The organism is Hymenobacter sp. PAMC 26628 (assembly GCF_001562275.1).
GTDB lineage: Bacteria > Bacteroidota > Bacteroidia > Cytophagales > Hymenobacteraceae > Hymenobacter.
Genome location: NZ_CP014304.1, coordinates 1,455,473 through 1,476,559 on the forward strand (window position 1 = coordinate 1,455,473; position 21,087 = coordinate 1,476,559).

The following is a 21,087-nucleotide window of genomic DNA, read 5'->3' on the forward strand; positions in this document are numbered from 1 at the left end:
GCCCCGGCTAGCGTGCAGCAAGCGCAAAGGCCAGCGCCGGGCTGGCCGGTATTGCACCAGGCAACTGCGCCCGCGCCGGGGCCCCCAGCAGGCGGCTGTTGGCAAGGAAAGTACCGAGTTGGCTGGGAAGCAAGAGCATAAAGAGCAGTGAGCGGGGCAAATAAGGTGGGAAAAGCAGCGAACGGCGCCGGCCAGCAACCGCAAACGTGCCACTAGAACGCCGTGCCCGGCGCGGACGCCCGCCTGGCACGGCGTTCTAGTGGCACTAAGCAAAACGGCCCGGGGGGCCCACGGGGCCCTATTTGTCCCAGTACACGCGGCCGGTGAGGAAGTCGCCACCGTTCACGGCAGCCTTGGCCGTGGCGTAGTTGTTGGGGTTGCTGGTAATCTCGGAGAGGGGGTAGGGGAAGCGGCGCGGAATCGTCCCGTTGGTAGCGTTGCCGGGGTACACCACGGGGGTAAGCACCGGGAAGCCGGTGCGGCGCCAGTTGCTCCACGACTCGTAGAAGTCGAGCATGGTGTTGGTCAGGGCCCAGTACTGGGTGTTAATCTGTTCCAGGCCCTGGGCGGCCGCGTAGGGGTGGGCCGCCAGGTAGGTTGCGATGTCGGCCGGGGCCACGGCCATCGTGGCGTCGTACTGGCTCAGGTACGTCATAGCGGCCGTTACGCCGGCGCTGTAGTGGCTAGCCGCGCTGCCCCCCGTCGTCAGGCTAAAGCGCTGGGCGGCATCGGCCAGCAGCAGTTCCGATTCGGCGTAGGTGAGGATGAACGCCGGGCCGGTGCGCTTCGTCATGCCCGGGTTGGGCGAGGAGTAGTCGGGGAAGGTGGTGTAGCCAGGCGCCGTCGACACGTCGTAGGCCGGGCGCCCGCTCAGGTCGCGGCCGTTGGGCAGGCCTTTTTGCACGGCCGCTGTGGTCACGAAGTTGGCGTTCTGGGTTTTGTTGCCGTCCGAGAGGTAGAGCTGCGTGGCCGCGATTTTTGACAGGCGCGGGTCGTTGTTGGTTTGCAGGTAGTCGATAAACGTCTTCGACCACTTCACGTAGTAGTGCTCCTGCCCGCCGTCGCCGAGCAGCACCTGGCTGTTGCGGTTTTGGGTGGCCCGGCCGCCGGCCACGTCAAATAGCACGTAGGCGTTGTCGGCGTCGCTGGTCATGGTTTTGCCCTGCACCTGGGCGGCAATCTGCTGGGCTTTGGCGGGGTCTACCTTGCTCAGGCGCATGCCCAGGCGCAGCAGCAAGGTATTGCTGAAGCGCTGCCACTGCGCAATGTTGCCCTTGTAGTACACGTCGCCCGAAGGAATGTCGGCGTTGGGGTCAAGCGCCGCCGAGGCCTCGGTCACTTCCTTGATCAGGTCGTTGTAAATGGCCATCTGCGGGTCGTACGCGGGCGTGATGATGCCCTGGTAATAGCCCTGGCCCGCTTGGGTATAGGGCGCGTCGCCGTAGAGGTCCGTAATGCGCTCCATGATGAGCGCGCGCATGATGCGGGCAATTTGGTGCAGGTTTTTGTACTGGTCTTTGCCAGCGGTGAAAACCACCAAGTCGGTGGCGGGCTTCACCTGCTCGGAGTAGGCGCGCTCCCAGTAAGCGCCGGTGTAGCCTTCGTTGAGCAAGTACTTGTCGCCGGCCCAGTAGCTGATCACCGTGGACATTCCCTGCATCATGGTGGCGCAGTAAATGAGGTTGCCGCGCCAGGTTTCGAAGGCAAAGTCGGTGCTGCCGGTATACGTCAGCTGCTCCTGCGCCAGCAAGTAGTTGCCGTCGAAGTTGGTTTGGCTGTAGGTGGTGGGGTTGGTGTTGATTTCGGTGAACCGGTCGGTGCAGCCGCTGGCCAGCAGCAGGGCCCCCAGGGCCAGGGCCCCTGGTTTTGAGAACAGACTTTTCATATAGCCAATAGGTAAGAAGTTAACGGAAAAGCCCTAAATCTTCGCGTTCAGGTTGAGGCCGAACGTGCGCGACGGCGGTACGCCGCCCAGCTCCAGGCCCTGCGTGAAGGCGTTGTAGCTGCCCTCGGGGTCGATGTTGTCGGTGAGGCGGCGGAAGTAAAACAGGTTGCGCGCCACCAGGCTCAGGGTCAGGCGCTGCACGTGGTTGTTGAACAGCTTGGTCGGAAATGAGTATCCCAGCGTGACCTGGCGCAGCTTGATGAAGCTGGCGTCCTGCACGAACTGCTTGCTCACGTTGTCGGCCAGCGTGCCGTAGTAGGTTTGGGCGTTGATGGGGCTGGCGGCGGTGCCGAAGTTGCCCTCGCGGTTCACCAGCGTTTCCTTGCGCAGGCCGTAGATGGTGGCGTAGTAGTCGGTGGTGGAGAAGATTTTGCCCCCAAACTTGCCGTCAATCAGCACGCCCAGGTTAATGTTGCCGAGCGTAAAGTCGTTGCTCCAGCCCATCGTCCAGGGGTGGTAGGCGGTGCCGTAGGAGGTGAGGTTGCCGCGGGCCGGCACGCCGCTGGGGGCCAGCGCAATGCTTCCGTCCGTGTTGTATTGGTAGTCGTAGGCCAGCACTTGCCCGAAGGGCTTGCCCACCACCTGCCCCAGGAAGCCCGCCCCCGAGCGCGACGTGGCGTACACCGACTGCGTTTGGTCGGCGGCCAGCGAGAGCACCGTGCTCTTATTGTAGGCCGCGTTAAACGAAGAAGTCCAGGTGAACTTAGCGCTGCGCACCGGCAGCACGGTCAGCAACATTTCCACGCCCTTGTTTTCCAACCGGCCCGCGTTCAATACCGCGCTCGAGTAACCCGATGTAATCGAGGAAGGAGCGTCCACAATCTCGCCGGTCGAGTTCTTCTTGTAGAAGGTCAGGTCGAGCCGCAGCCGGTTTTGCAGAAAAGCTAATTCGGTGCCTACTTCTAACTCGGTAGCCTCCGATGCTTTTAAATTAGGGTTAGGGATACTGGAGTCGGAGGGGCCCCCGTAGGGCACTCCGTTGAGCGTAGTCGAACCTAGGGAGTAATTGAGCTGTGTGCGGAAGGGGCCAGTAGCTTGCCCTACTTTCGAGTAGCCGGCCCGGACTTTGCCAAACGAGAGGAAAGCGGGCTTGAACAGCTCCGAGAACACAAACGAGCCGCTTACACCAGGATACGTTTTTCCAAGGTCTTTGCCTTCAACGCCGGGCGTGGCCAGTGACGAGAACCAGTCGCGCCGCACGGTGCCCGTTAGAAACAGAAAATCCTTGTAGGAGAAGTCCGCCGAGCCGTACACCGACTGCACCTCCAGGTCGTAGAAGATGGGGGCTACCGAGCGCGTCTTGGTGTTGCTCAACTGGTTGATGCCGAACACGGCGAAGTCGTTGCCAAAGTTCTGGAAGCCTTCCTGCTTGGTGCGGCGGTAGCTGGCGCCCACGTTGGGCGCGAACGTGAAGTCTTCGCCCACCTTGAAGGTCTTGCCGGCCAGCACGTCGGCGTTGAGGTCGGTGAACTGGTTGGTGATTTCCGTGATGCTGCCCGAGGGGCGGTAGGCCGTGCCCGAGGGCGTCACGGTCGTGATGCGGTCGTTGTAGGCGTCACGCCCGAGGCGGCCCTGCAAAAACAGGCCAAAATCGAAGTTATAGCGGGCCGTCAGGTTGGAGAGCATCCGCTCGCGGCGGGTGTTGCTGACGAACTGGTTGGCCGCGAAATAAGGGTTGGTGTTGTACAGGTTACCGGTGTTGAACGTCAGCTCGTTGCCGTTGGCCAGCGTGCCGTTGCCGTTGGGGCCCTGCAAGTCGCGCACGTCCAGGCTGGTGGGCAGGAAGGCCACGTTGAAGTTGGCGTTGCCGGCCCCATCCGACAAAACGGGCCGGTTTTTGGCCTGCTCCAGGATGTAGTTGGTGCGCGCATCAATGGTGAGGCGCTTGAAGGGGTCGAAGGTGCCCGTCAGGTTAAACGTCTGGCGGTCGAGGCGCGAGTTGGGCACCACCGCCGTGTTGGCCAGGTCGCTGGCCGAGAGGCGTACCGAGCCGCCCGTAAAGCTTTTGTTGAACGAGAGCGTGTTGGTGAGGGCCCCGCCCGTGCGGTAAAAGTTTTTGATGTTGTCTTTCTGCGCCGAGTAGGGCCGCGAGGTGCCGTCAAACTGCACCACGGGGGTGCCGTCGAGCCGCGCGCCCCAGCTGGAGTTGCCCGACTGCGCCGCCGCGGTGGCCGTGGCGGGCTTGATGCCGGTGCTGCCCTGGCCGTACTCGTACTGCCAGTCGGTGAGGTTGAACGCGCGCTGGGCGACGTAGTTGCTGTTCAGCTCAATGCCGTCGTTGCCCTTGGCGCTCTTGGTCGTAATCAGGATAACGCCCGCCTTGGCCCGGTAGCCGTACAGGGCCGAGGCCGCCGCGCCCTTCAGCACGGAAATCGTCTCGATGTCGTCGGGGTTCAGGTTGGAGATGGGGTCGCCAAAGTCGGGCGCGTTGTCGTACTGCCCGCCGCTGTTGCCGATGCTGGCCCCGGCCCCGCCGCTGGGCTGGCTCTCCACCGGAATGCCGTTGATGACGTAGAGCGGCTGGTTGGTTTGGTTGATGCTCGACGCGCCGCGGATGATGACGTTGCTTGACGAGCCAGGGCCCCCGGCCGTGGAGTTCACGTTCAAGCCGGCCACTTTCCCCACCAGCGAGTTGGCCACGTTGGTTTCGCGGGCCTGGGTCAGCGAGGTGCCCTGGATTTCCGTCACCGAGTAGCCCAGGGTTTTGCGCTCGCGCGACACGTTCAGGGCCGTTACCACCACCTCGTCCAGCGCCTGGGTGTTTTCGGTCAGCGACACGTTAATAGTCGATTGTGACCGCACCCGCACCGTTTGCGCGTTGTAGCCCACCGACGAAAACACCAGCGCCGCCGTGTCGGCCGCTGCGATGGAGTACGTGCCCTCCGCGTTAGTGGTGGCGCCCTGGCGCGTGCCCCGCACGACGACCGTCACCCCCGGCAGGGAGGTGCCTTTCGCGTCAGTCACCTTGCCCGTCACCGTCGTCGTTTGGGCCTGTACCAAGCCGGGCAAGCCCAGCAAGAGCAGAAAAATAAACCAAGTAAAGTTTTTCATAGACTTCGGTGGGGAAATTGGTGAGAAAAAAACGACAGCGCCGCGCTAAAAAGCAGCTTTTCCGCCGTCATGCGGAACGGAGCCAAGAACCAGGCGCGAGGCGGCCGGCAAGTTGAAAAGGAGGGCCTGGGGCCCTAGCCCGGCCGGTGCGCGCGGCCCGTGGGGGCCCCAGCTAAGAAGCTAGGTAAGGCGGCGGGAGTGGCAGGGCAGGAGTAGGGAACGGGGAGCATGGCAGAGGAGAGTCGTTGAATTGGTAGCCGTTTCAATAACACCGCGCCGATAACTGCGCCTTCACTTGCGGCCCAAACAACGCCGGTATACCCGCGGAGCGCGCTGGCTGCGCGCCCGTTTTTCCGGTCTGGTTCTGGCTGACGAATAAGACTTTTCGAACAACTATATAGCTAACTTGCCCCAAACATAACTGCCTGCTGCACACAAAGCAAGCGCGGCGTCAAAAAATGTGTGCGCACACGCAGATAAAAAATGCAAAGGGTGCCCGCGCACGCAAAAATTTGGTTATAACGGCGCTAAACGCCGCTGCTACGCGGCCTAGCAGGTGGTGCGCGGCTGGCTTTAATACTTTACCACGGGCCCCGCCGTGCTGGCCGGCGGCCCGCCGCTAGAGGCTGTTCTGTACTGAGGGTTAAATTTGGGGTATGGCGACAACGCGGTGTTACCCCAGTGATATTTCGGACGATGAATGGGCATTTGTGTGCCCCTACCTGTGCTTGATGCGTGAAGATGCGCCCCAACGGGAACACCCGTTGCGCGCCCTCTTTAATGGCTTGCGCTATCTGGCCCACACAGGTTGCCCCTGGCGTTACCTGCCCCACGACCTGCCGCCCTGGGCGGCCGTGTACCAGCAATGGGAGCGCTGGCGGGACGCCCGCGTATTCGAACGTATCGTACACGACTTGAATGAGTTGCAGCGAATGTTACTGGGCCGGGCAGCTACACCCACGGCCGTCATTTTTGACGGGCGCACGCTGCAAAGCACGCCTGAGAGTGGACACCGGGCGGGCTATGACGGAGCCAAACGGCGCAAGGGAAGTAAAGCGCACATCGCCGTGGATACGCTGGGCCACCTGCTGAGCGTGGTCGTCACCCCGGCTAATGAGCAGGAGCGGGCGCAGGTGGGCGAGCTATGTCGGCAGGTGCAGGAAGTGACGGGTCAAACGGTCGAGGTCAGCTTCGGCGACCAGGGGTATACGGGGGAGGACCCGGAGTACGAAGCGGCGGTGCATGACATTGACTTGCAAGTAATTATGAAACCAGAAGGGCAGACTGGTTTTGTATTATTGCCCCGCCGGTGGGTGGTCGAACGCAGCTTTGCCTGGTGCAGCCGCTTTCGGCGGCTGGCCCGCGACCACGAGCGCTTGAGTCAGACCTTACAGCAGCTTCATTTTGTCGTTTTTGCCTGTATTATGCTCGCCCGACACGCTTCAAGTACATAACAGGCTCTAGTGCGCCGGGGCCCCCGCCCGGGTGCGTTGCGCCACCACCCGGGCAATGGCCGCAAGCAAGGCGTTGGCCCCGGCCGCGTCCTGCGTCAGCTCCCAAATCATCACGCCGCTGCCCTGGTCGAAGGCCAGGTTGGTTTTGCGCGCGATGGTGGGCAAGCCGTTGTAGCCCACGCTGCCGAACAGGTCGGCGCTGGGCGGGGCCCCCCGGGCCACCAGGGCCGAGAAGGCTTCGCCGTTGGGCTGGCCGTAGAAGGGCAGGCCCAGCACGGCTTTGGTGGCCGGCAGGCCGCGGCCCTTCCAGTAGGCCAGCGTTTCCACCGCCCCTTCGTAGGTAGAATGTGCGGGCGGGGGCGCGTCGTAGGCCATGATGTTCAGAAAATCTACATCGCCGAATACGTGGCTGGGAATGCCGGGGCCCGCCCAGGTGCCCCCGGCCACGGCGGCCGTCAGCAGCAGGCCGCGGGGGTGCAGCTGGGCCGCCAGCGCCGCCATAAGGGCCCCGTAGCCGGCGGCGGTACTGGCGTCGGGGTGCTCCCAATCGATGTCGATGCCATCGAGCTGGTACGCGGCGGTAAACTGCATCAGGTTGGTGGTGAAGGTATTAGTATAAGCCGCGTTGGCCCCGATGGCGTCGAAGGCGCTGTGGTCGCCGTCGTGCCAGCCGCCCACCGACACCAGCACCCGCACCCCGGCGGCGTGGGCCGCCGCCACCAGGCGCCGCAATTTATCGGGGTTTTCGAGGGGCACCAGGCCGCCGGTGGCCGTGGGCAGCAAAAAGGCGTAGTTGACGTGGGTGAGCTGGGCGAGCTGCGCCGGGTTCACTTCGCCGCGCCAGGCCGGCAGGTAGCCCACCACCCGAAACTGGGCCCGCGCCGGGGCCCCCAGCGCCAGCAGCACCGCCACCAGGGCCCAACGCAGGGTAGGTTTCGGGTTCATGGGCACAGCGGATTAAGCAACTGGTAAGGCGTAGGATACCGCCGTTTTGGGCTGGTAGGCGTGGCCCCGAAGGGCGAAGAACAAGATGTACAAGTAGCAGGGAATCAGGAGCACGTAGGCTTGCTGCAACCCCAGCCCTTCGCCCAGCTTGCCGTACACGTAGGGCAGCACCGCGCCGCCCCCAATGCCCATGATGAGCAGCGCCGAGCCATGCTCGGTGTAGCTGCCCAGGCCCCGGATGCTGAGCGGAAAAATGGCCGGCCACATCAGCGAGTTGGCCAGGCCCAGCAGCGCCACCAGCGCCACCGACGAAAAGCCGTGGGTAGCCAAAATGCCCACCGTGAACAGGGCCCCCACCGCGGCGCAAATGGCCAGCGCCCTTTGCTGGCTCACGTAGCGCGGAATGGCCCACACGCCCACAAAATACCCCACCAGCATGGCCACTAGCGTGAGGGAGGTGAAGTTGCGGGCCACGTCGAGGCTGATGCCCTGCGCCCGGCCGTACTGGATGATGGTGTCGCCGGCAATCACTTCCACGCCCACGCAGCAAAACAGGGCCCCCACGCCCAGGGCCAGGTGCGGGTACTGGAAAAGGCCCTTCCCCGCGGCCGCTGGGGCCCCGGCGGCAGGCGTGGGTGCCGTTTCTTCGGTGATGATTTCCGGCAGGCCGGACAGCTTAACCAGGCCGGCGAGCACCACCAGGGCCCCCGCCATCACGAGGTAAGGGAAAATTACGCGGTCGGCCAACTGCTGGAGCAGCACGGCTTTGGCGGCGGGCGACGCGGTGCGGGCCAGCTGGCTTTCCAGCTCCGAAGCGCCCTTCAGCACCACCGCCCCGATGATGAACGGGCTCAGCACCCCGGCCACCTTGTTGCAAATGCCCATGATGCTGATGCGCCGGGCGGCGCTCTCGATGGGCCCCAGCACGGTGGCGTAGGGGTTGGAGGCGGTTTGGAGCAGCGCCAGGCCGGCCCCCTGCACAAACAAGCCCGCCAGAAACAGGCCAAACGAGCGGGCCTGCGCCGCCGGCACGAACACCAGGGCGCCCGCCGCCATCACGACCAGGCCCAGCGCCATGCCGTTTTTGAAGCCCGTGCGGCGCAAAATCAGCGACGACGGGATGGCCAAAAACACGTAGGCGATGTAGAAGGCGAACGTGACCAGCAGGGCCTGCGCGTAGGTCAGGTCGCAGGCAATTTTCAGGAACGGAATCAGCGTGCCGTTGAGCCAGGTGATGAACCCGAAGATGAAAAACAGGGCCCCGATGATGACCAGGGGCGGAACGACGATGGCTTTGCTGTCTTTCATGCAACAATCAAGAAAAAGAGGGGAGGGTGCGCCCGGGGGCGGAGTGGGGCGGCCGCCAGCGCCTTAGCACCGGCGGGCCGGAGCCCCGGAAGTGGCCCCGGGGCCCTAAAAGCGGTAGCGTACGAAGGCCTCCATGGCCTCGTATTCGGCCAGGCCGAGCTGGTCGTAGCGCTTGGCGGTGGCGCGGTTGCGGTCTTCGGAGCGCTGCCAGAATTCGCGCTTGTCGTTGCCGGGGAACACGGCGCTGTCCTTCTGCGACTGGTGCTTGAAAATGGCCTGGCGCTTGCGCATCAACTCCTCGGGGCTGATGGGCACGGCCATTTCAATCTCCTCCACGTCCCACTCCTGCCAGGCCCCGCGGTAGAGCCACAGGTAGCAGTCGTCGAGCCAGGCTTCTTTGCCCTTGAGGCGCGCCAGGGCGGCAAAAATGGCGTCGAGGCACACCTTGTGCGTGCCGTGCGGGTCGCGCAGGTCGCCGGCGGCGAAGATTTGGTGGGGCTGGATTTCCTGCAAAATGTTCACCACTTCCTGGATGTCTTCCTCGCCCAGGGGCTTCTTCTTCACCTGCCCGGTTTCGTAAAACGGCATGTTCATGAAGTGTACGTTGGCATCTTTCACGCCGCAGAAGCGGCAGGCCGCCGCCGCCTCGCCTTTCCGAATCAGGGCCTTGATGTCCTGCACCAACAGGCTGTCTTCCTCGCCCAACTTCTTGTGGCTGAGGAACTCCACCACTTCGGCGTGCTCGCGCTGCATTTTGTTGGCGCCCACGTGCAGCTTCTGGGCGAAGTCCAGGGCGAAGTCGGCGAAGCGGCGCGCGTCGTCGTCAAACACGGCGATGTTGCCCGAGGTCTGGTAGGCCACGTGCACGTCGTGGCCCTGGTCGACGAGGCGCAGCAGCGTGCCGCCCATCGAAATCACGTCGTCGTCGGGGTGGGGGCTGAAGATGAGCACCCGCTTGTGGGCCGGCAGGGCCCGCTCGGGCCGCTGGGCGTCGTTCGAGTTGGGCTTGCCGCCCGGCCAGCCCGTGATGGTGTGCTGGATACCGTTGAACACCCGGATGTTGAGGCTGTAGGCGTTGCCCGATTCCACCAGCAGGTCGCTCAGGCTGCCGTCCTTGTAGTCCTCGTCGGTGAGCTTGAGGATGGGCTTCTGCATCTTGAGGCTCAGCCAGATAACGGCCCGCCGAATCAGGACGTCGTCCCAGGCGCACATGCCCACCAGCCAGGGCGTTTTGATGCGCGTCAGCTCCAGGGCCGCCCACTGGTCCACCACCACCCGCGTGTGGGGGTGCTGCTGCAAGAAGGAGGCCGGCACGGCGTCCGAAATCTTGCCCTCCACCGTTTCCTGGAGGATTTTGGCCTTGCCCTCGCCCCAGGCCAGCAGGATGATTTGGCGAGCCTTGGTGATGGTGCCCACGCCCATCGTGAGGGCCCGCAGCGGCACGTATTCTTCCTTGATGAAGTCCTTGGCCGCGTCGGTAATCGTCAACGGGTCCAGCTTTACCAGGCGCGTGGCCGAGGTGCTGGCCGAGCCCGGCTCGTTGAAGCCGATGTGGCCGGTGCGCCCGATGCCGAGCAGCTGCAAGTCGAGCCCGCCGTAGTCCTCCATCAGCTTGTCGTAGGCCTGGCAGTAGGCCTTCACCTTTTCGATGGCCAGCGTTCCGTCCGGGATGTGCACGTTTTCGGGCCGGATGTCCACGTGGTCGAACAGCTGCTCGTGCATGAAGTAGACGTAGCTCTGCAGCTCGTCGGGCGGCATGGGGTAGTATTCGTCGAGGTTGAACGTGACCACGTTTTGAAAGCTGAGGCCCTCCTCGCGGTGCAGCCGCACCAGCTCCTTGTACACGCCGATGGGCGACGAGCCGGTGGCCAGGCCCAGCACGGCCTGCTCGCCCTTGGCCTGCTTGGCGCGGATCAGCTCGGCAATTTCGTGGGCCACGTAAATGGCGCCTTCCCGCGACGTTTCAAAAACGGTGACCGGCAGTTTTTCAAACGTAGTTTCGGAGTAATTCAAAACTTCCATGGCTGAATTTCGAGCGTAAAAATGGCGGATTTTTAAAACGAAGCAGGAAGGCGCGGCAGGCGAAAAGCCGGGGCCCCAGGGGCTGCTTTCGGAGCGCGAAGCAAGAATTAGTGCAGTAATGGCCGGGGCGCTTTATAGAGGCCGGCAGGCCAAGGGCCAGCGCGGCTGCATGGAATAATCGTAGTAAATAAGAGTTTGCTTGGATCAAACATAAGCCTGCCGCGCAAGCAAAGCAAGCGTTAGACAAAAAATGTGTGCGCACACGCAAAAATAATTGTTCAGAGTGTGCGCACACACGGCACTTTAAGTGGTTCGGTAAGCCAAGCCCAACGCCTGGGGCCCCGATATAAAAAAAAGCAGATGCGCAGCAACCCCGGGCACTGTTCGTTGCTGTTGCCGGCGGCTCCGTGCGGCGGCGCGGCCCTGGGCGCTGAGTTACGTGATAACTTTGGTACGTTTACAAGCAAGCGCGGACCCGCGCGCTAGGGCGCCGCACGCAAGCCGGCGCGCCGGGCGAAGGGTCGTTAGCAGTATGGAAAAAATTGCGGTACGCATCAAGGATATTGCCGCCAAGGCCAACGTGTCGGTGGGAACCGTGGACCGGGTGCTCCACAACCGGGGCCGGGTCTCGGAAAAAGTGCGGCAGAAAGTGCTGCTGATGATGGAGGAACTGGACTACGAGCCCAACCTGATTGCCCGCACGCTCGGCTCGAACCGCACCTACCAGCTGGCCGTGGTGCAGCCCGACCACCTCATCGACCCCTACTGGCAGGCCCCGTGGGACGGCATCGGCAAGGCCGCCAAGGAGCTCAAGCAGTACGGCGTCAACGTCACCATGTACCCCTACGAGCTCACGGAGGTGGCCTCGTTTGTGGCGCAGGCCGAGGCGGCCACGCGCTCCGAGCCCGACGGCATCCTCGTGGCGCCGCTGTTCTACCGCGAATCGCTGGCGTTTTTTGAGCGCTGGCAGGCGCAGCGCATTCCGTACGTGCTCTTCAATACCTACATCGCCGAGCTGCCCTCGCTGAGCTACGTGGGGCAGGACTCGTACCAGAGCGGGTTTTTGGCGGGCAAGCTGGTGCAGTTTGGGCAGGCCCGGCCGGGCACGTACCTCATCGCCCACATCGCCGAAGACATTGCCAACTCCGTGCACGTAACGCAGAAGGAGCGGGGCTTCCGCGACTACTTTGCCCAGCTGGCCGCCCAGAACGAAGCGGCTCCGGGGCCCCGCCCGGCCCCCGATGCCGTCGTTAGCATCGACCTGCCCGACCCGTCCGACCCATCATTTGCCCGGCAGCTGAACCGGCTGCTCGACGACGCGGAAGTGAACCTGCGCGGCATTTTCGTGAGCACTTCCAAGGCTTACGAAATTGCGCCCTACCTGCAAGCCTACCACCGCGAGGACGTGCGCCTGGTGGGCTACGACCTGCTGGAAAAGAACATTCACTTCCTCAACGAGAACGTGATTGACTTCCTCATCAACCAAAACCCGCACGAGCAGGGCTACCAGGGCGTTTTTGCACTGGCCGACCAGTTGGTTTTCAAGAAGGAAGTGCCCCCGCTGAAGTACCTGCCGCTCGACATCATCACCAAGGAAAACCTGCGCTATTACATAGAGAAATAGGGCCCCCAGCGCGGGGCAAACGCAACCAAAAAGCCCCGGCCAACTGGCCAGGGCTTTTTGGTGGAGAATATCGGAGTCGAACCGATGACCTGTTGCTTGCGGAGCAACCGCTCTAGCCAGCTGAGCTAATCCCCCAAGTGCCGGCAAACATACGGCGGCCGCCGCAAAAGCCCCGCATGGGGCCCCGCGGCGGCCGCCGCTGGCTTACCAGCCGGTGCGGTAGTCGCGCTTCACGAACTGGTTAACCTCGTCGAGGTTGGTGATGCGCATTTGCTGGTTGTCCCAGAGCAGCTTGCGGCCGCGGCCGGGGTAGTCGAAGCCCTGGCCCGTGGCCCGGGGCTTTTGCAGGTCGTAGCCGCGCACGGCCAGGTTGGCCATCAGCAGGGCCTCGGTGAGGGGGCCTGCCAGCGCGAAGGGCGAGCTGAGTTTCGTTTTGCCGGCGCCGGCCAGGCAGGCTTCTACCCACTGGCCGTAGTGGCCGTTGGCCTGGCCCGGCACGCGGGCCAGGGTCTGGGGCACCGTCACCTCCTGGTTGCGCGAGAGGGGCAGCAGGCGCGGGTTGTCGGCGTAGGTGCTGGCCATCATCTTGCCCTTGTCGCCGATGAAGAGAATGCCGTTGCCGCCGTCGCCAAACAGCTCGTTGGCGCCCAGCTCGTCGGGGCGCTCGGGCTGGATGCCGCCGTCCATCCAATGCATGGTAATGTCTTGCTTGGTTTTGGCGGTTTTGGGGAACGTGAGCGTGACGTGGCTGCTGGGGGGGCAGCTGTCGGGGAAGTAGCCGCGCTTAAACTCGTCGACGTACACGCTGCCCACGCTGGCCTGCACCGAGTTGGCGTACTGCAAGTCGAGCACCCGGAAGGGGGCCTCCATCAGGTGGCAGCCCATGTCGCCGAGGGCCCCCGTGCCGTAGGCCCACCAGCCGCGCCAGTTGAAGGGGATGAGGTGGTCGACGTAATCGCGCTTGGGGGCCGTGCCCAGCCACAAGTCCCAATCCAGCTCGGCGGGCGGCGTGGCCGCGGTAGTGGGCCAGGCAATGCCCTGGGGCCAGACGGGCCGGTCCGTCCAGCAGTAAACGGTGTGCACGTCGCCAATGGTGCCGGCGTCGTACCACTCCATCAGCTGGCGCACGCCGTCGTTGGACGAGCCCTGGTTGCCCATCTGGGTCACCACTTTGGGGTACTTGCGGGCCGCCTCGGTGAGCGCACGGGCCTCGTAAATGTCGTGGGTCAGCGGCTTCTGCACGTACACGTGCTTGCCCATTTGCATGGCCGCCAGGGCCGGCATGGCGTGGTTGTGGTCGGGCGTCGACACCGATACCGCGTCGATGTGCTTGTGCTCTTTCTCCAGCATCTTCCGCCAGTCTTTGTAGTACTTGGCCTGAGGAAACGCTTTGCGCGAATTAGCAGCGCGGCGGTCGTCCACGTCGCAGAGGTAGGCGATGCGGGCCTTGCCGGTTTTGGCAAACATGGCAATGTCGCTTTCGCCCTTGCCGCCAGCGCCAATGCCAGCAATCAACAGCTGGTCGCTGGGGGCGGTGTAGCCCTTGCCGCCCAGCACGAAGCGCGGCACAATGAAAAACGAGGCCGCGGCCAACGTGCTTTTCTTAACAAACTCGCGCCGGGAGGGCGCCTCGGGTACCTGGCTCATAGGCGGGTAGGGGCAAAGGGTGGGAAAGAGAGGATAATTTCGAGGCGGAAGGTACAGAAAATTGCGATTTAGCTCCGCCCACCACCGGCTTGTACCGGGTCGGCCGCGCCAGCGCCGGCCCGGTGCAAGCCGGTGGATGCGAAGGCCGCGGCCGGGGCCCTGTCAGTGGCCAATGCCCGGCTTTGGCTGCCTGGGGGCCCGCCGCAACCCCCGAATGGCGACCGGCACCAAACGGTTGCCTTTAAACTTTTGAATGTTTATCGGATATATTTGGATTGTATCAATCTGTTGGGCTCAGGTGGTTGGCATGCCTTTTTCCTGGAATTTCGCTGTTGATGAACCGGCGCCGGGGCTTGGGCACGCTATTCCTGTTGCTGCAACCCACCATTATTGGCTGGGTAATTGGGGCCGTGGTAGCGGTGTACCGCGTGCGCGAGCTGCAACGGCGGCGGCGCAGCATCAGCCCGGCCAGCTGGGCCGCCACCATGTACTAGCCGCGCCGGGGCCCCGGCGGCCCGCGCAAACGTAATATTGGCGTAGCCGCGCACGGCCGCCCGCTGCCGACCTTTGCGCTCAGCCCGGGCCTAAGCCGGGCCGGCCGCCTGGGTTGGGCGGCGTTTTGCTGGCTCATTCCGCTCCGCATGAAAATCGCTTTTGCCCTGGCCGCCGCCCTCGGCCTGCTGGCCGCCCGCCCGGCCGCCGCCCAAGTGCCCGCCGACGACCCCCGGGCCGCCAAAATTCTGCTGCCCAATGGCTGGTCGCTCACGCCGGCCGGGGGCCCCGCCCTGGCCCTCGGCGACCTGCCGCTGAACATGCAGCTCTCGCAATCGGGCCGGCTGCTGGCCGTTACCAACAACGGGCAGAGCACCCAAACGGTGCAGCTCATCGACCCGGTAACGCAAAAGCTGCTCGATGAGAAAGTCATCGGCAAGTCGTGGTACGGGCTGGCGTTCAACGCGGCGGCCGACCGACTCTACGTGTCGGGCGCCAACGACAACGTTATCCTGGCCTACCCCGTGGCCGCCCGCAAGCTGGGGGCCCCCGACACGCTGCGCCTGGGCAAGGCCTGGCCGAAGGAGAAAATCAGCCCCGCCGGCCTGGCCGTGGACGGGCCCCGGCAGCGCCTCTACACCGTGACCAAGGAGGACAACGCGCTGTACGTCATTGACCTGAAAACCAAGCGTACGCTCAGCCGGCTAGCCCTGGGCCACGAGGCCTACGGGTGCCTGCTGGCGCCCGACGGCAACACGCTCTACATCAGCCTGTGGGGCGGCGATGAGCTGCTGGCCTACGACACCCGCACCGGCCAGATCCGGCAGCGCCTGGCCACCGAAAGCCACCCCAACGAGCTGATTCAGAGCCGCAGCGGCCGCTACCTGTTCGTGGCCAATGCCAACGACAACTCCGTGTCGGTGGTGGACGCCAAGAGCTGGAAGGTGCTCGAAACCATTTCCTCGGCCCTGTACCCCACCAAGCTCACCGGCTCGACGCCCAACGGCCTGGCCCTGAGCCCCGACGAGAAAACCCTCTACATCGCCAACGCCGACAACAACTGCCTGGCCGTGTTCGACGTGGCGGCGCCGGGCAAGAGCGTCCCGAAGGGCTTCATCCCCACGGGCTGGTACCCCACCTGCGTGCGCACGCTGGGCAAGCAGGTGCTGGTGGCCAACGGCAAGGGCTTTTCCTCGCTGCCCAACCCCCGGGGGCCCCAGCCGGTGAAGCGCACCGACAACAGCGGCTACCAAAAGGGCATCATTAACGGACGCGAGCAGTACATCGGCGGGCTGTTCAAGGGCACGCTCTCGGTCATCCCAGCGCCGAGCGCGGCCCAGCTCAAGGCCTATTCGGCGCAAGTGTACGCCAATACGCCCTTCACGCCGGCCTTGGAAAAAGAAGCCTTGGGCGTAGCTGGGGGCCCTATTCCGCGCCGCGCGGGCCAGGCGTCGCCCATCAAGCACGTGTTCTACATCATCAAGGAAAACCGGACGTACGACCAGGTGCTCGGCGATATGCGCGAGGGCAACGGCGACTCGACGCTGTGCATTTTTCCGGAGCGCGTGACGCCCAACCACCACGCGCTGGCCCGCGAGTTCGTGCTGCTCGACAACTTCTACGTGAATGCCGAGGTGAGCGCCGACGGCCACAACTGGAGCATGGCCGCCTACGCCACCGACTACGTGGAGAAGTCGTGGCCCATCAGCTACGGCGGGCGCGGCGGCACCTACGACTTCGAGGGCACCCGCAAAATTGCCTACCCGCGCGACGGCTTCATCTGGGACTACTGCCAGCGCGCCGGCCGCAGCTACCGCAGCTACGGCGAGTTTGCCGAAAACGGCAAAACGCCGCTCAAGTCGCTGGAAGGGCACATTTGCCCCAAGGCCCCGGGCTTCGACCTGGACGTGAAGGACGTGGACCGGGTGCGCATCTGGGCCCAGGACTTTGACTCGCTGCTGGCCCGCGGGGCCGTGCCCCAGTTCAGCACCATCCGCATCAGCAACGACCACACCAGCGGCCAGCGGCTGGGCAAAATCTCACCCATCTCGGCCGTGGCCGACAACGACCTTGCCTTGGGCCAGTTCGTGGAGCACCTCTCGCACAGCTCCATCTGGAACGAGTCGGTGGTGTTCGTGCTTGAAGACGATGCCCAGAACGGCCCCGACCACGTGGACGCCCACCGCTCGCCGGCCTTCGTCATCAGCCCCTACACCCGCCGCGGCGCCGTCGACCACACCCTCTACACCACGGCCGGGGTGCTGCGCACGATGGAGCTCGTCCTCGGTCTGCCGCCCATGAGCCAGTACGACGCCGCCGCGCGGCCGCTGTTCGGCGTGTTCCAGGCCGCGCCCGCCGGGGCCCCGTACCAAGCCAAAGCCGCCCGCGTGCCCCTCGACGCCCGCAACACCGCCTGGAACCGCAGCGCCGAGCGCTCGGCCAAGTTCAACCTGGCCCGCGAAGACGCCACCCCCGACCGCGACCTTACCGAGGTGGTCTGGAAGGCCATCCGGGGCGAAAACGCCGCCGTGCCGGCCCCCCGCCGCGGCGCCTTCCTGCGCCCCACGCCCAAACGCGACGACGACGACGATTGAGGCGGCGCGTGGGCAGCGCGTTCGTGCCAGGGCCCCCAAATTAGGACCCTGGTGCCCCCAAAGGCCGTCATGCTCATCTGGCGTCCACGCAGTGAAGCATCTCTCTCGCGTAAGTAATTAGGTTTACTCAGCGGGAAAGATGCTTCACTGCGTGGACGCCAGATGAGCATGACCGGCTTTTTGTAAGCCGCCCCTGAGCCCCTGAGCCCCGGGATTTAAAGGCCCGGGGCCCCAGCCGCCGTTAGCGGCCGTTGGCGTAGGTTTTGTGCTGGGGCCCCACGCCGGTGATGCGCACCGATTGCCAGCCGCTGGGCAGCGTGGTTTTGCGCTGCACAATGCCGGCGGGCGTAATGTCGAGCCCGCCGAAGCCCATGAGCACGGCTTGCAGCACGCCGCCCGCGCCGGTGGCGAAGTAGGGGTTGGTGCCGCCCTTGGTTTCGGCAATGACGCGGAAGGGCGGCAGCAGGTTAGGTTCGTATGCGTCTTTGAACCACAGCTTGGCCTTGTCGGCGTTTCCGAGGCGCGAGTAGAGCAGCGCGAAGATGCCCTGCGTCATGGCCGGGGTGCCTTCGGTGGGCACGCGGGTTTCGTAGTAGGCCAAGTCTTTGCGGATCTGGGCGGGGTCGGTAATCGTCTTCAGCGGGTAGGCCAGCAGGTTCACATCGCCCTGCTTGATGCCCTCGCCGTGGTAGGTGGCGTACTCCTGGGTCACGCCGTCGGCCATTTTGAGGATGGGAATGTTCTGGGCCACGTGCAGCCAGTCGGGGTTGGCGCGCAGGCCCAGCAGCTGGGCGGTGGCGGTGGCGTTGCGCAGGTTCACCTGGGCCGCGGCGTTGGTGAAGGCGTCGTTGTCCACGTTCTCGGCCCACTCGTCGGAAGCCACCACGTTCTTGATGTCGTAGTGCCCGGGGCCGTTGCGCTCCACCCGGCTGGCCCAAAAGTCGGCCGTGGCCGAGAGGATGGGCCAGCCCTTCTCGCGCAGCCAGTCCTTGTCCTGCGTCACGCAGTAGTACTGCCAGGCAGCCAGCGCCACGCAGGCCGAAATGTGGTGCTCAAACGGTCCGCTCAGGGCCCACACCGGCGTTTCCTCCACGCCCGTGTCGGCGCTTTCCCAGGGGTACATGGCGCCCTGGTAGCCGTGGGCGAAGGCGTTGCGCCGGGCCGGCTCCAGGCGGCGGAAGCGGTACTCCAGCAGCGACTTGGCAATGTCGGGGTGCAGCACCAGCAGCGCCGGAAACATCCACACGTCGGTGTCCCAGAACACGTGGCCGTTGTAGCCCAGGCCCGAGAGGCCCATCGGCGAGGGCGAGTAGTCGGTGCCCGCCCGCGAGAAGCTGTAGAGGTGGTACAGCATGCTGTGCACGTCTTGCTGGGCCTGGGCATCGCCGGTAATCTGAATGTCGCTCTGCCACAAATCCTTCCAGGCCTTGGCGTGGAAGTCGAGCAGGCGCTGGCGGCCCTCCAGGCGGGCAAAAATGGTGAGGCGCTCGGCCTCGTTCAGCGGGTCGGGGTGGTGGGCCGAGGTGATGGACGAGCCCGCAATGGCGTAGCCGTAGGTTTGACCGGCCTTCAGGGCCTTGCCGAATTTCATCAGGTGCATGTTGTTGTCCCACATCTCGTGGATGATGCGGGGCTCCTGCCCGTGCGGCTCCTCAAACAAAAAGCTGGTCGACGCGCACAGCTGAATCTTGCCCGTCGGGCTTTTGGCCGACGACGTGAGCAGGCTGAGCGTGGCGTGGGGCCTATCGATTTCGTTGTAGTAGTTCTGCACGTCGCGCAGCGCGTCGGGGGCCTCCATCACGCTGGCGGCGGTCAGGTTCACGTCCTTTTTGGCCGTAATACTCACGTCGAGCAGCACCGTGAAGGGCAGGTGGCGCAGCGCGTAGTACGTGTAGCGCACGGTAGCCTTGTCGGCGTAGTCGAAAGTGGTCGTCAGGGCCGCCCGCTGCATGTCCAGCTCCTGGCGGAAGTTGGTGGCCTCCTGGGGCCCCAGGCGCTTGCCGTCCACCTCCAGGTACATATTCAGCAGGTTGAAGCTGTTGAGGAAGTTGCTCACCCGGCCGCGGCCGTACTGGTCGTAGGCGCCGGCCAGCACCACGCTCTTCACCTGGAACGGCACCGGCGATGACACAATGCCAATCAGCCCGTTGGCTACCGTGGCACCGTAGTAGTGGTTGGGGTCCACCTTATCGGCGGCAATGCGCCAGGGGTCAACGGCCGTTTGGGCCCCCACGGGCCCCCAGGCGGCCGACCACAGCAGCGCCAGCGCGCCAAAAAACAGGCTCGATTTATTGCGAATAGTGCGTAGCATCCGAAAACGGGAAAACGGTGAAAAATGGCCTAAAACAAAGGAGGATAAGCGTTGGCTTATCCTCCTTTGCGTGGTCGATGGGCAAGCGGCGCGGGGCCTCTGGGGCTCCGCGCCGCTTAGAGCTTAGTACCCAGGGTTCTGAACTAGGTTCGAGTTAACGGCAATCTGCTGGTTGGGGATGGGGAAGATGAGGTAGGTAGCAGCGCTGGTTGTGGACCCTTCCTGGATAGGCCCCAGAAACTTGCCGAAGCGAACCATGTCCTGCCGACGCCACATTTCCAGGTATAATTCCCGGCCTCGCTCGTCGTATAAGGCGTTCAAGTCCACACTGGCGAGAGCCCCGGCATTGCGCGAAGCATCCGTGCGGATGGAGTTGACCAGCGCCAGCGGCGTGTTGCCGTAGGTGCCAGCTGTCGTGGCCGTGCCCCCGCGCAGAATAGCTTCGGCCTTCATTAGCAGGATGTCGGGCAGGCGCAAGTGCACCATGTCGTTGTCAATCGTGCCAGCCGAGTTATTGGTAAAGTCAGGTGGGTATTTCATCGGGCGGATGCCCGTGCGCTCCAAGGTTTGGGCGTTGGTTTCGATGATGCTTACCTCCCGCGTAAAAGCCAAAGGCGCGCCGGTGCGGTCAGTCAGCGCAACATCCGTATTCAGGTTGTATTGCTGGCCTATTAGGAAACCCACATTCTGGCGGTTACCAGGATTGGTTGGGCCATTTTTGTACTTATATACCGTGCCCCGGCGAATGTCGTTAGCCCCAAACTTGTCGTAGAAATCGGACAAAGCCGTTGGCCCGTTGTAGCCGCTGGGCGCCATGTTGTAGTGCGAAATGAAGCGCCACAGGTCGTACTGGGCCCCGCTGCTCACGCCGCCCACGTTTAGTTCAGTGAAGATGTTCTCCGTGCCGATGTTGGTATTGTCGGGAGCAAAGTTATCAAAGTAGTTGGTGGCGAATCGGTAGCGCCCACTGTTGATGATGGCATCGGCCAAGCTGATAACCTGGTTCATGTCGGCCGCAGCGAACGCGGGGGTGCTGCGGTTGGCATACACGCCCCGGTTGAGGTAGCACTTCATGAGCAGGCCACGGGCCGCGTCTTTGGTGGCCCGGGATACCGGGGCGTCGGGCAGGGTCGCCAGCACGGCGTTCACCTCGCTGATGATGAAGTCGAGCGCCTCGGTGCCCTTGCGCACGCGGGCCAGTTGCGTTACGGGTTCGCCCGGGTCGCGGTAAGGCACTTGGTCGTAAAGGTCGAGCACCCAGTACATGGCCCAGGCGCGCAGGAAGCGGGCTTCGGCGGCCTGTTGCGTGCTGGGATTGTAGCGGAGAATGTCAGTGGCTGCGAACACGACGCCGTTCAGGTTATTGAACGCATCGCGCACTTGGGTGTGGTTGGCATCCCAGTTGTGCTGGTGCAACTGGCGCCACACGCCGTTGTCGTCCCAGTCGCCCCCGCGGGTGGGCATGAGGCGTTCGTCGGTGGTTACTTCCGAAAGGGCAAACACCTGGGTAGCTCCCTGAAATGGGCTGCGCATCGAGCTGTACACGCCATCGAGCAAAGATGCCGGATTGGCGGAGCCGCCGCCCGACTGCGCTGCCGGCAAGGTCCCCTGGAACTCCTCGTTGATCTGGCAGCTATTGGCAAGCTGAAGCACCGCCAGCAGGGCCCCCGCGCTGAGTATTTTTTTCATAAAAA

13 protein-coding genes and 1 tRNA gene are annotated in these 21,087 nt (G+C 64.0%); 4 read left to right on the plus strand and 10 right to left on the minus strand.

From position 1 onward, the window contains the following. Positions 1 to 7: 7 nt before the first annotated feature. The 3 genes from AXW84_RS26190 to AXW84_RS06655 all read right to left on the minus strand — a co-directional run bounded on the left by AXW84_RS26190 (position 8) and on the right by AXW84_RS06655 (position 4,996). Complete coding sequence (locus AXW84_RS26190; RefSeq protein ID WP_257722080.1) at positions 8 to 139, minus strand: hypothetical protein; 132 nt, start codon at positions 137 to 139, stop codon at positions 8 to 10. A 159-nt stretch (positions 140 to 298) separates the two neighbouring features. Continuing rightward, entirely contained in the window at positions 299 to 1,885 is a 1,587-nt protein-coding gene (locus AXW84_RS06650; RefSeq protein WP_068230364.1) for a SusD/RagB family nutrient-binding outer membrane lipoprotein, read from the minus strand. Between the two features lie 33 nt (positions 1,886 to 1,918). After that, entirely contained in the window at positions 1,919 to 4,996 is a 3,078-nt protein-coding gene (locus AXW84_RS06655) for a SusC/RagA family TonB-linked outer membrane protein (protein WP_068230366.1), read from the minus strand. Positions 4,997 to 5,652: 656 nt separating this feature from the next. Between AXW84_RS06655 and AXW84_RS06660 the strand changes: the two genes are divergently transcribed. After that, positions 5,653 to 6,450, plus strand: a complete 798-nt coding sequence (locus tag AXW84_RS06660) for an IS5 family transposase (RefSeq protein ID WP_068230369.1) — start codon at positions 5,653 to 5,655, stop codon at positions 6,448 to 6,450. 6 nt (positions 6,451 to 6,456) lie between these two features. On the opposite strand, the gene AXW84_RS06665 is transcribed toward AXW84_RS06660, so the two are convergent. From AXW84_RS06665 to nagB, 3 genes are all read right to left on the minus strand, one after another. Continuing rightward, positions 6,457 to 7,395 carry a glycosyl hydrolase family 18 protein gene (locus AXW84_RS06665; protein WP_068230371.1) on the minus strand — a complete coding sequence of 313 codons (939 nt, stop codon included), beginning with the start codon at positions 7,393 to 7,395 and terminating at the stop codon, positions 6,457 to 6,459. 12 nt (positions 7,396 to 7,407) lie between these two features. Next, complete coding sequence (locus tag AXW84_RS06670; protein ID WP_068230374.1) at positions 7,408 to 8,703, minus strand: sugar MFS transporter; 1,296 nt, start codon at positions 8,701 to 8,703, stop codon at positions 7,408 to 7,410. A 105-nt stretch (positions 8,704 to 8,808) separates the two neighbouring features. Then, a complete protein-coding gene (nagB, locus tag AXW84_RS06675) occupies positions 8,809 to 10,725 on the minus strand; it encodes a glucosamine-6-phosphate deaminase (protein ID WP_068230380.1) in 1,917 nt (638 codons plus the stop codon). Positions 10,726 to 11,257: 532 nt separating this feature from the next. Between nagB and AXW84_RS06680 the strand changes: the two genes are divergently transcribed. Further along, positions 11,258 to 12,349: a LacI family DNA-binding transcriptional regulator gene (locus tag AXW84_RS06680; protein ID WP_068230383.1), complete on the plus strand. Its 1,092-nt coding sequence runs from the start codon at positions 11,258 to 11,260 to the stop codon at positions 12,347 to 12,349. 58 nt (positions 12,350 to 12,407) lie between these two features. Here the strand turns inward: AXW84_RS06680 and AXW84_RS06685 are convergent. Next, positions 12,408 to 12,484, minus strand: a tRNA-Ala gene (locus AXW84_RS06685). A 69-nt stretch (positions 12,485 to 12,553) separates the two neighbouring features. Continuing rightward, on the minus strand, positions 12,554 to 13,996 hold the full coding sequence (locus tag AXW84_RS06690; RefSeq protein ID WP_068230387.1) for a Gfo/Idh/MocA family protein: 1,443 nt from the start codon (positions 13,994 to 13,996) through the stop codon (positions 12,554 to 12,556). A 335-nt stretch (positions 13,997 to 14,331) separates the two neighbouring features. On the opposite strand from AXW84_RS06690, the gene AXW84_RS24600 reads away from it, so the two are divergent. After that, positions 14,332 to 14,490, plus strand: a complete 159-nt coding sequence (locus AXW84_RS24600) for a hypothetical protein (RefSeq protein ID WP_157886859.1) — start codon at positions 14,332 to 14,334, stop codon at positions 14,488 to 14,490. Positions 14,491 to 14,637: 147 nt separating this feature from the next. Then, positions 14,638 to 17,082 carry a bifunctional YncE family protein/alkaline phosphatase family protein gene (locus tag AXW84_RS06695; protein ID WP_068230390.1) on the plus strand — a complete coding sequence of 815 codons (2,445 nt, stop codon included), beginning with the start codon at positions 14,638 to 14,640 and terminating at the stop codon, positions 17,080 to 17,082. Positions 17,083 to 17,323: 241 nt separating this feature from the next. Here the strand turns inward: AXW84_RS06695 and AXW84_RS06700 are convergent, their stop codons facing one another. After that, positions 17,324 to 19,393, minus strand: a complete 2,070-nt coding sequence (locus tag AXW84_RS06700; RefSeq protein ID WP_068230393.1) for a glycoside hydrolase family 65 protein — start codon at positions 19,391 to 19,393, stop codon at positions 17,324 to 17,326. A 123-nt stretch (positions 19,394 to 19,516) separates the two neighbouring features. Beyond that, entirely contained in the window at positions 19,517 to 21,082 is a 1,566-nt protein-coding gene (locus AXW84_RS06705) for a RagB/SusD family nutrient uptake outer membrane protein (protein ID WP_068230395.1), read from the minus strand. Between the last annotated feature and the right edge of the window lie 5 nt (positions 21,083 to 21,087).

What these genes read in the sequence shown, in the direction of transcription:
- AXW84_RS26190 (WP_257722080.1), bottom strand. Translation starts at nt 139, where the DNA reads ATGCTCTTGCTTCCCAGCCAACTCGGTACTTTCCTTGCCAACAGCCGC.
- AXW84_RS06650 (WP_068230364.1), bottom strand. Translation starts at nt 1,885, where the DNA reads ATGAAAAGTCTGTTCTCAAAACCAGGGGCCCTGGCCCTGGGGGCCCTG.
- AXW84_RS06655 (WP_068230366.1), bottom strand. Translation starts at nt 4,996, where the DNA reads ATGAAAAACTTTACTTGGTTTATTTTTCTGCTCTTGCTGGGCTTGCCC.
- AXW84_RS06660 (WP_068230369.1), top strand. Translation starts at nt 5,653, where the DNA reads ATGGCGACAACGCGGTGTTACCCCAGTGATATTTCGGACGATGAATGG.
- AXW84_RS06665 (WP_068230371.1), bottom strand. Translation starts at nt 7,395, where the DNA reads ATGAACCCGAAACCTACCCTGCGTTGGGCCCTGGTGGCGGTGCTGCTG.
- AXW84_RS06670 (WP_068230374.1), bottom strand. Translation starts at nt 8,703, where the DNA reads ATGAAAGACAGCAAAGCCATCGTCGTTCCGCCCCTGGTCATCATCGGG.
- nagB (WP_068230380.1), bottom strand. Translation starts at nt 10,725, where the DNA reads ATGGAAGTTTTGAATTACTCCGAAACTACGTTTGAAAAACTGCCGGTC.
- AXW84_RS06680 (WP_068230383.1), top strand. Translation starts at nt 11,258, where the DNA reads ATGGAAAAAATTGCGGTACGCATCAAGGATATTGCCGCCAAGGCCAAC.
- AXW84_RS06690 (WP_068230387.1), bottom strand. Translation starts at nt 13,996, where the DNA reads ATGAGCCAGGTACCCGAGGCGCCCTCCCGGCGCGAGTTTGTTAAGAAA.
- AXW84_RS24600 (WP_157886859.1), top strand. Translation starts at nt 14,332, where the DNA reads ATGAACCGGCGCCGGGGCTTGGGCACGCTATTCCTGTTGCTGCAACCC.
- AXW84_RS06695 (WP_068230390.1), top strand. Translation starts at nt 14,638, where the DNA reads ATGAAAATCGCTTTTGCCCTGGCCGCCGCCCTCGGCCTGCTGGCCGCC.
- AXW84_RS06700 (WP_068230393.1), bottom strand. Translation starts at nt 19,393, where the DNA reads ATGCTACGCACTATTCGCAATAAATCGAGCCTGTTTTTTGGCGCGCTG.
- AXW84_RS06705 (WP_068230395.1), bottom strand. Translation starts at nt 21,082, where the DNA reads ATGAAAAAAATACTCAGCGCGGGGGCCCTGCTGGCGGTGCTTCAGCTT.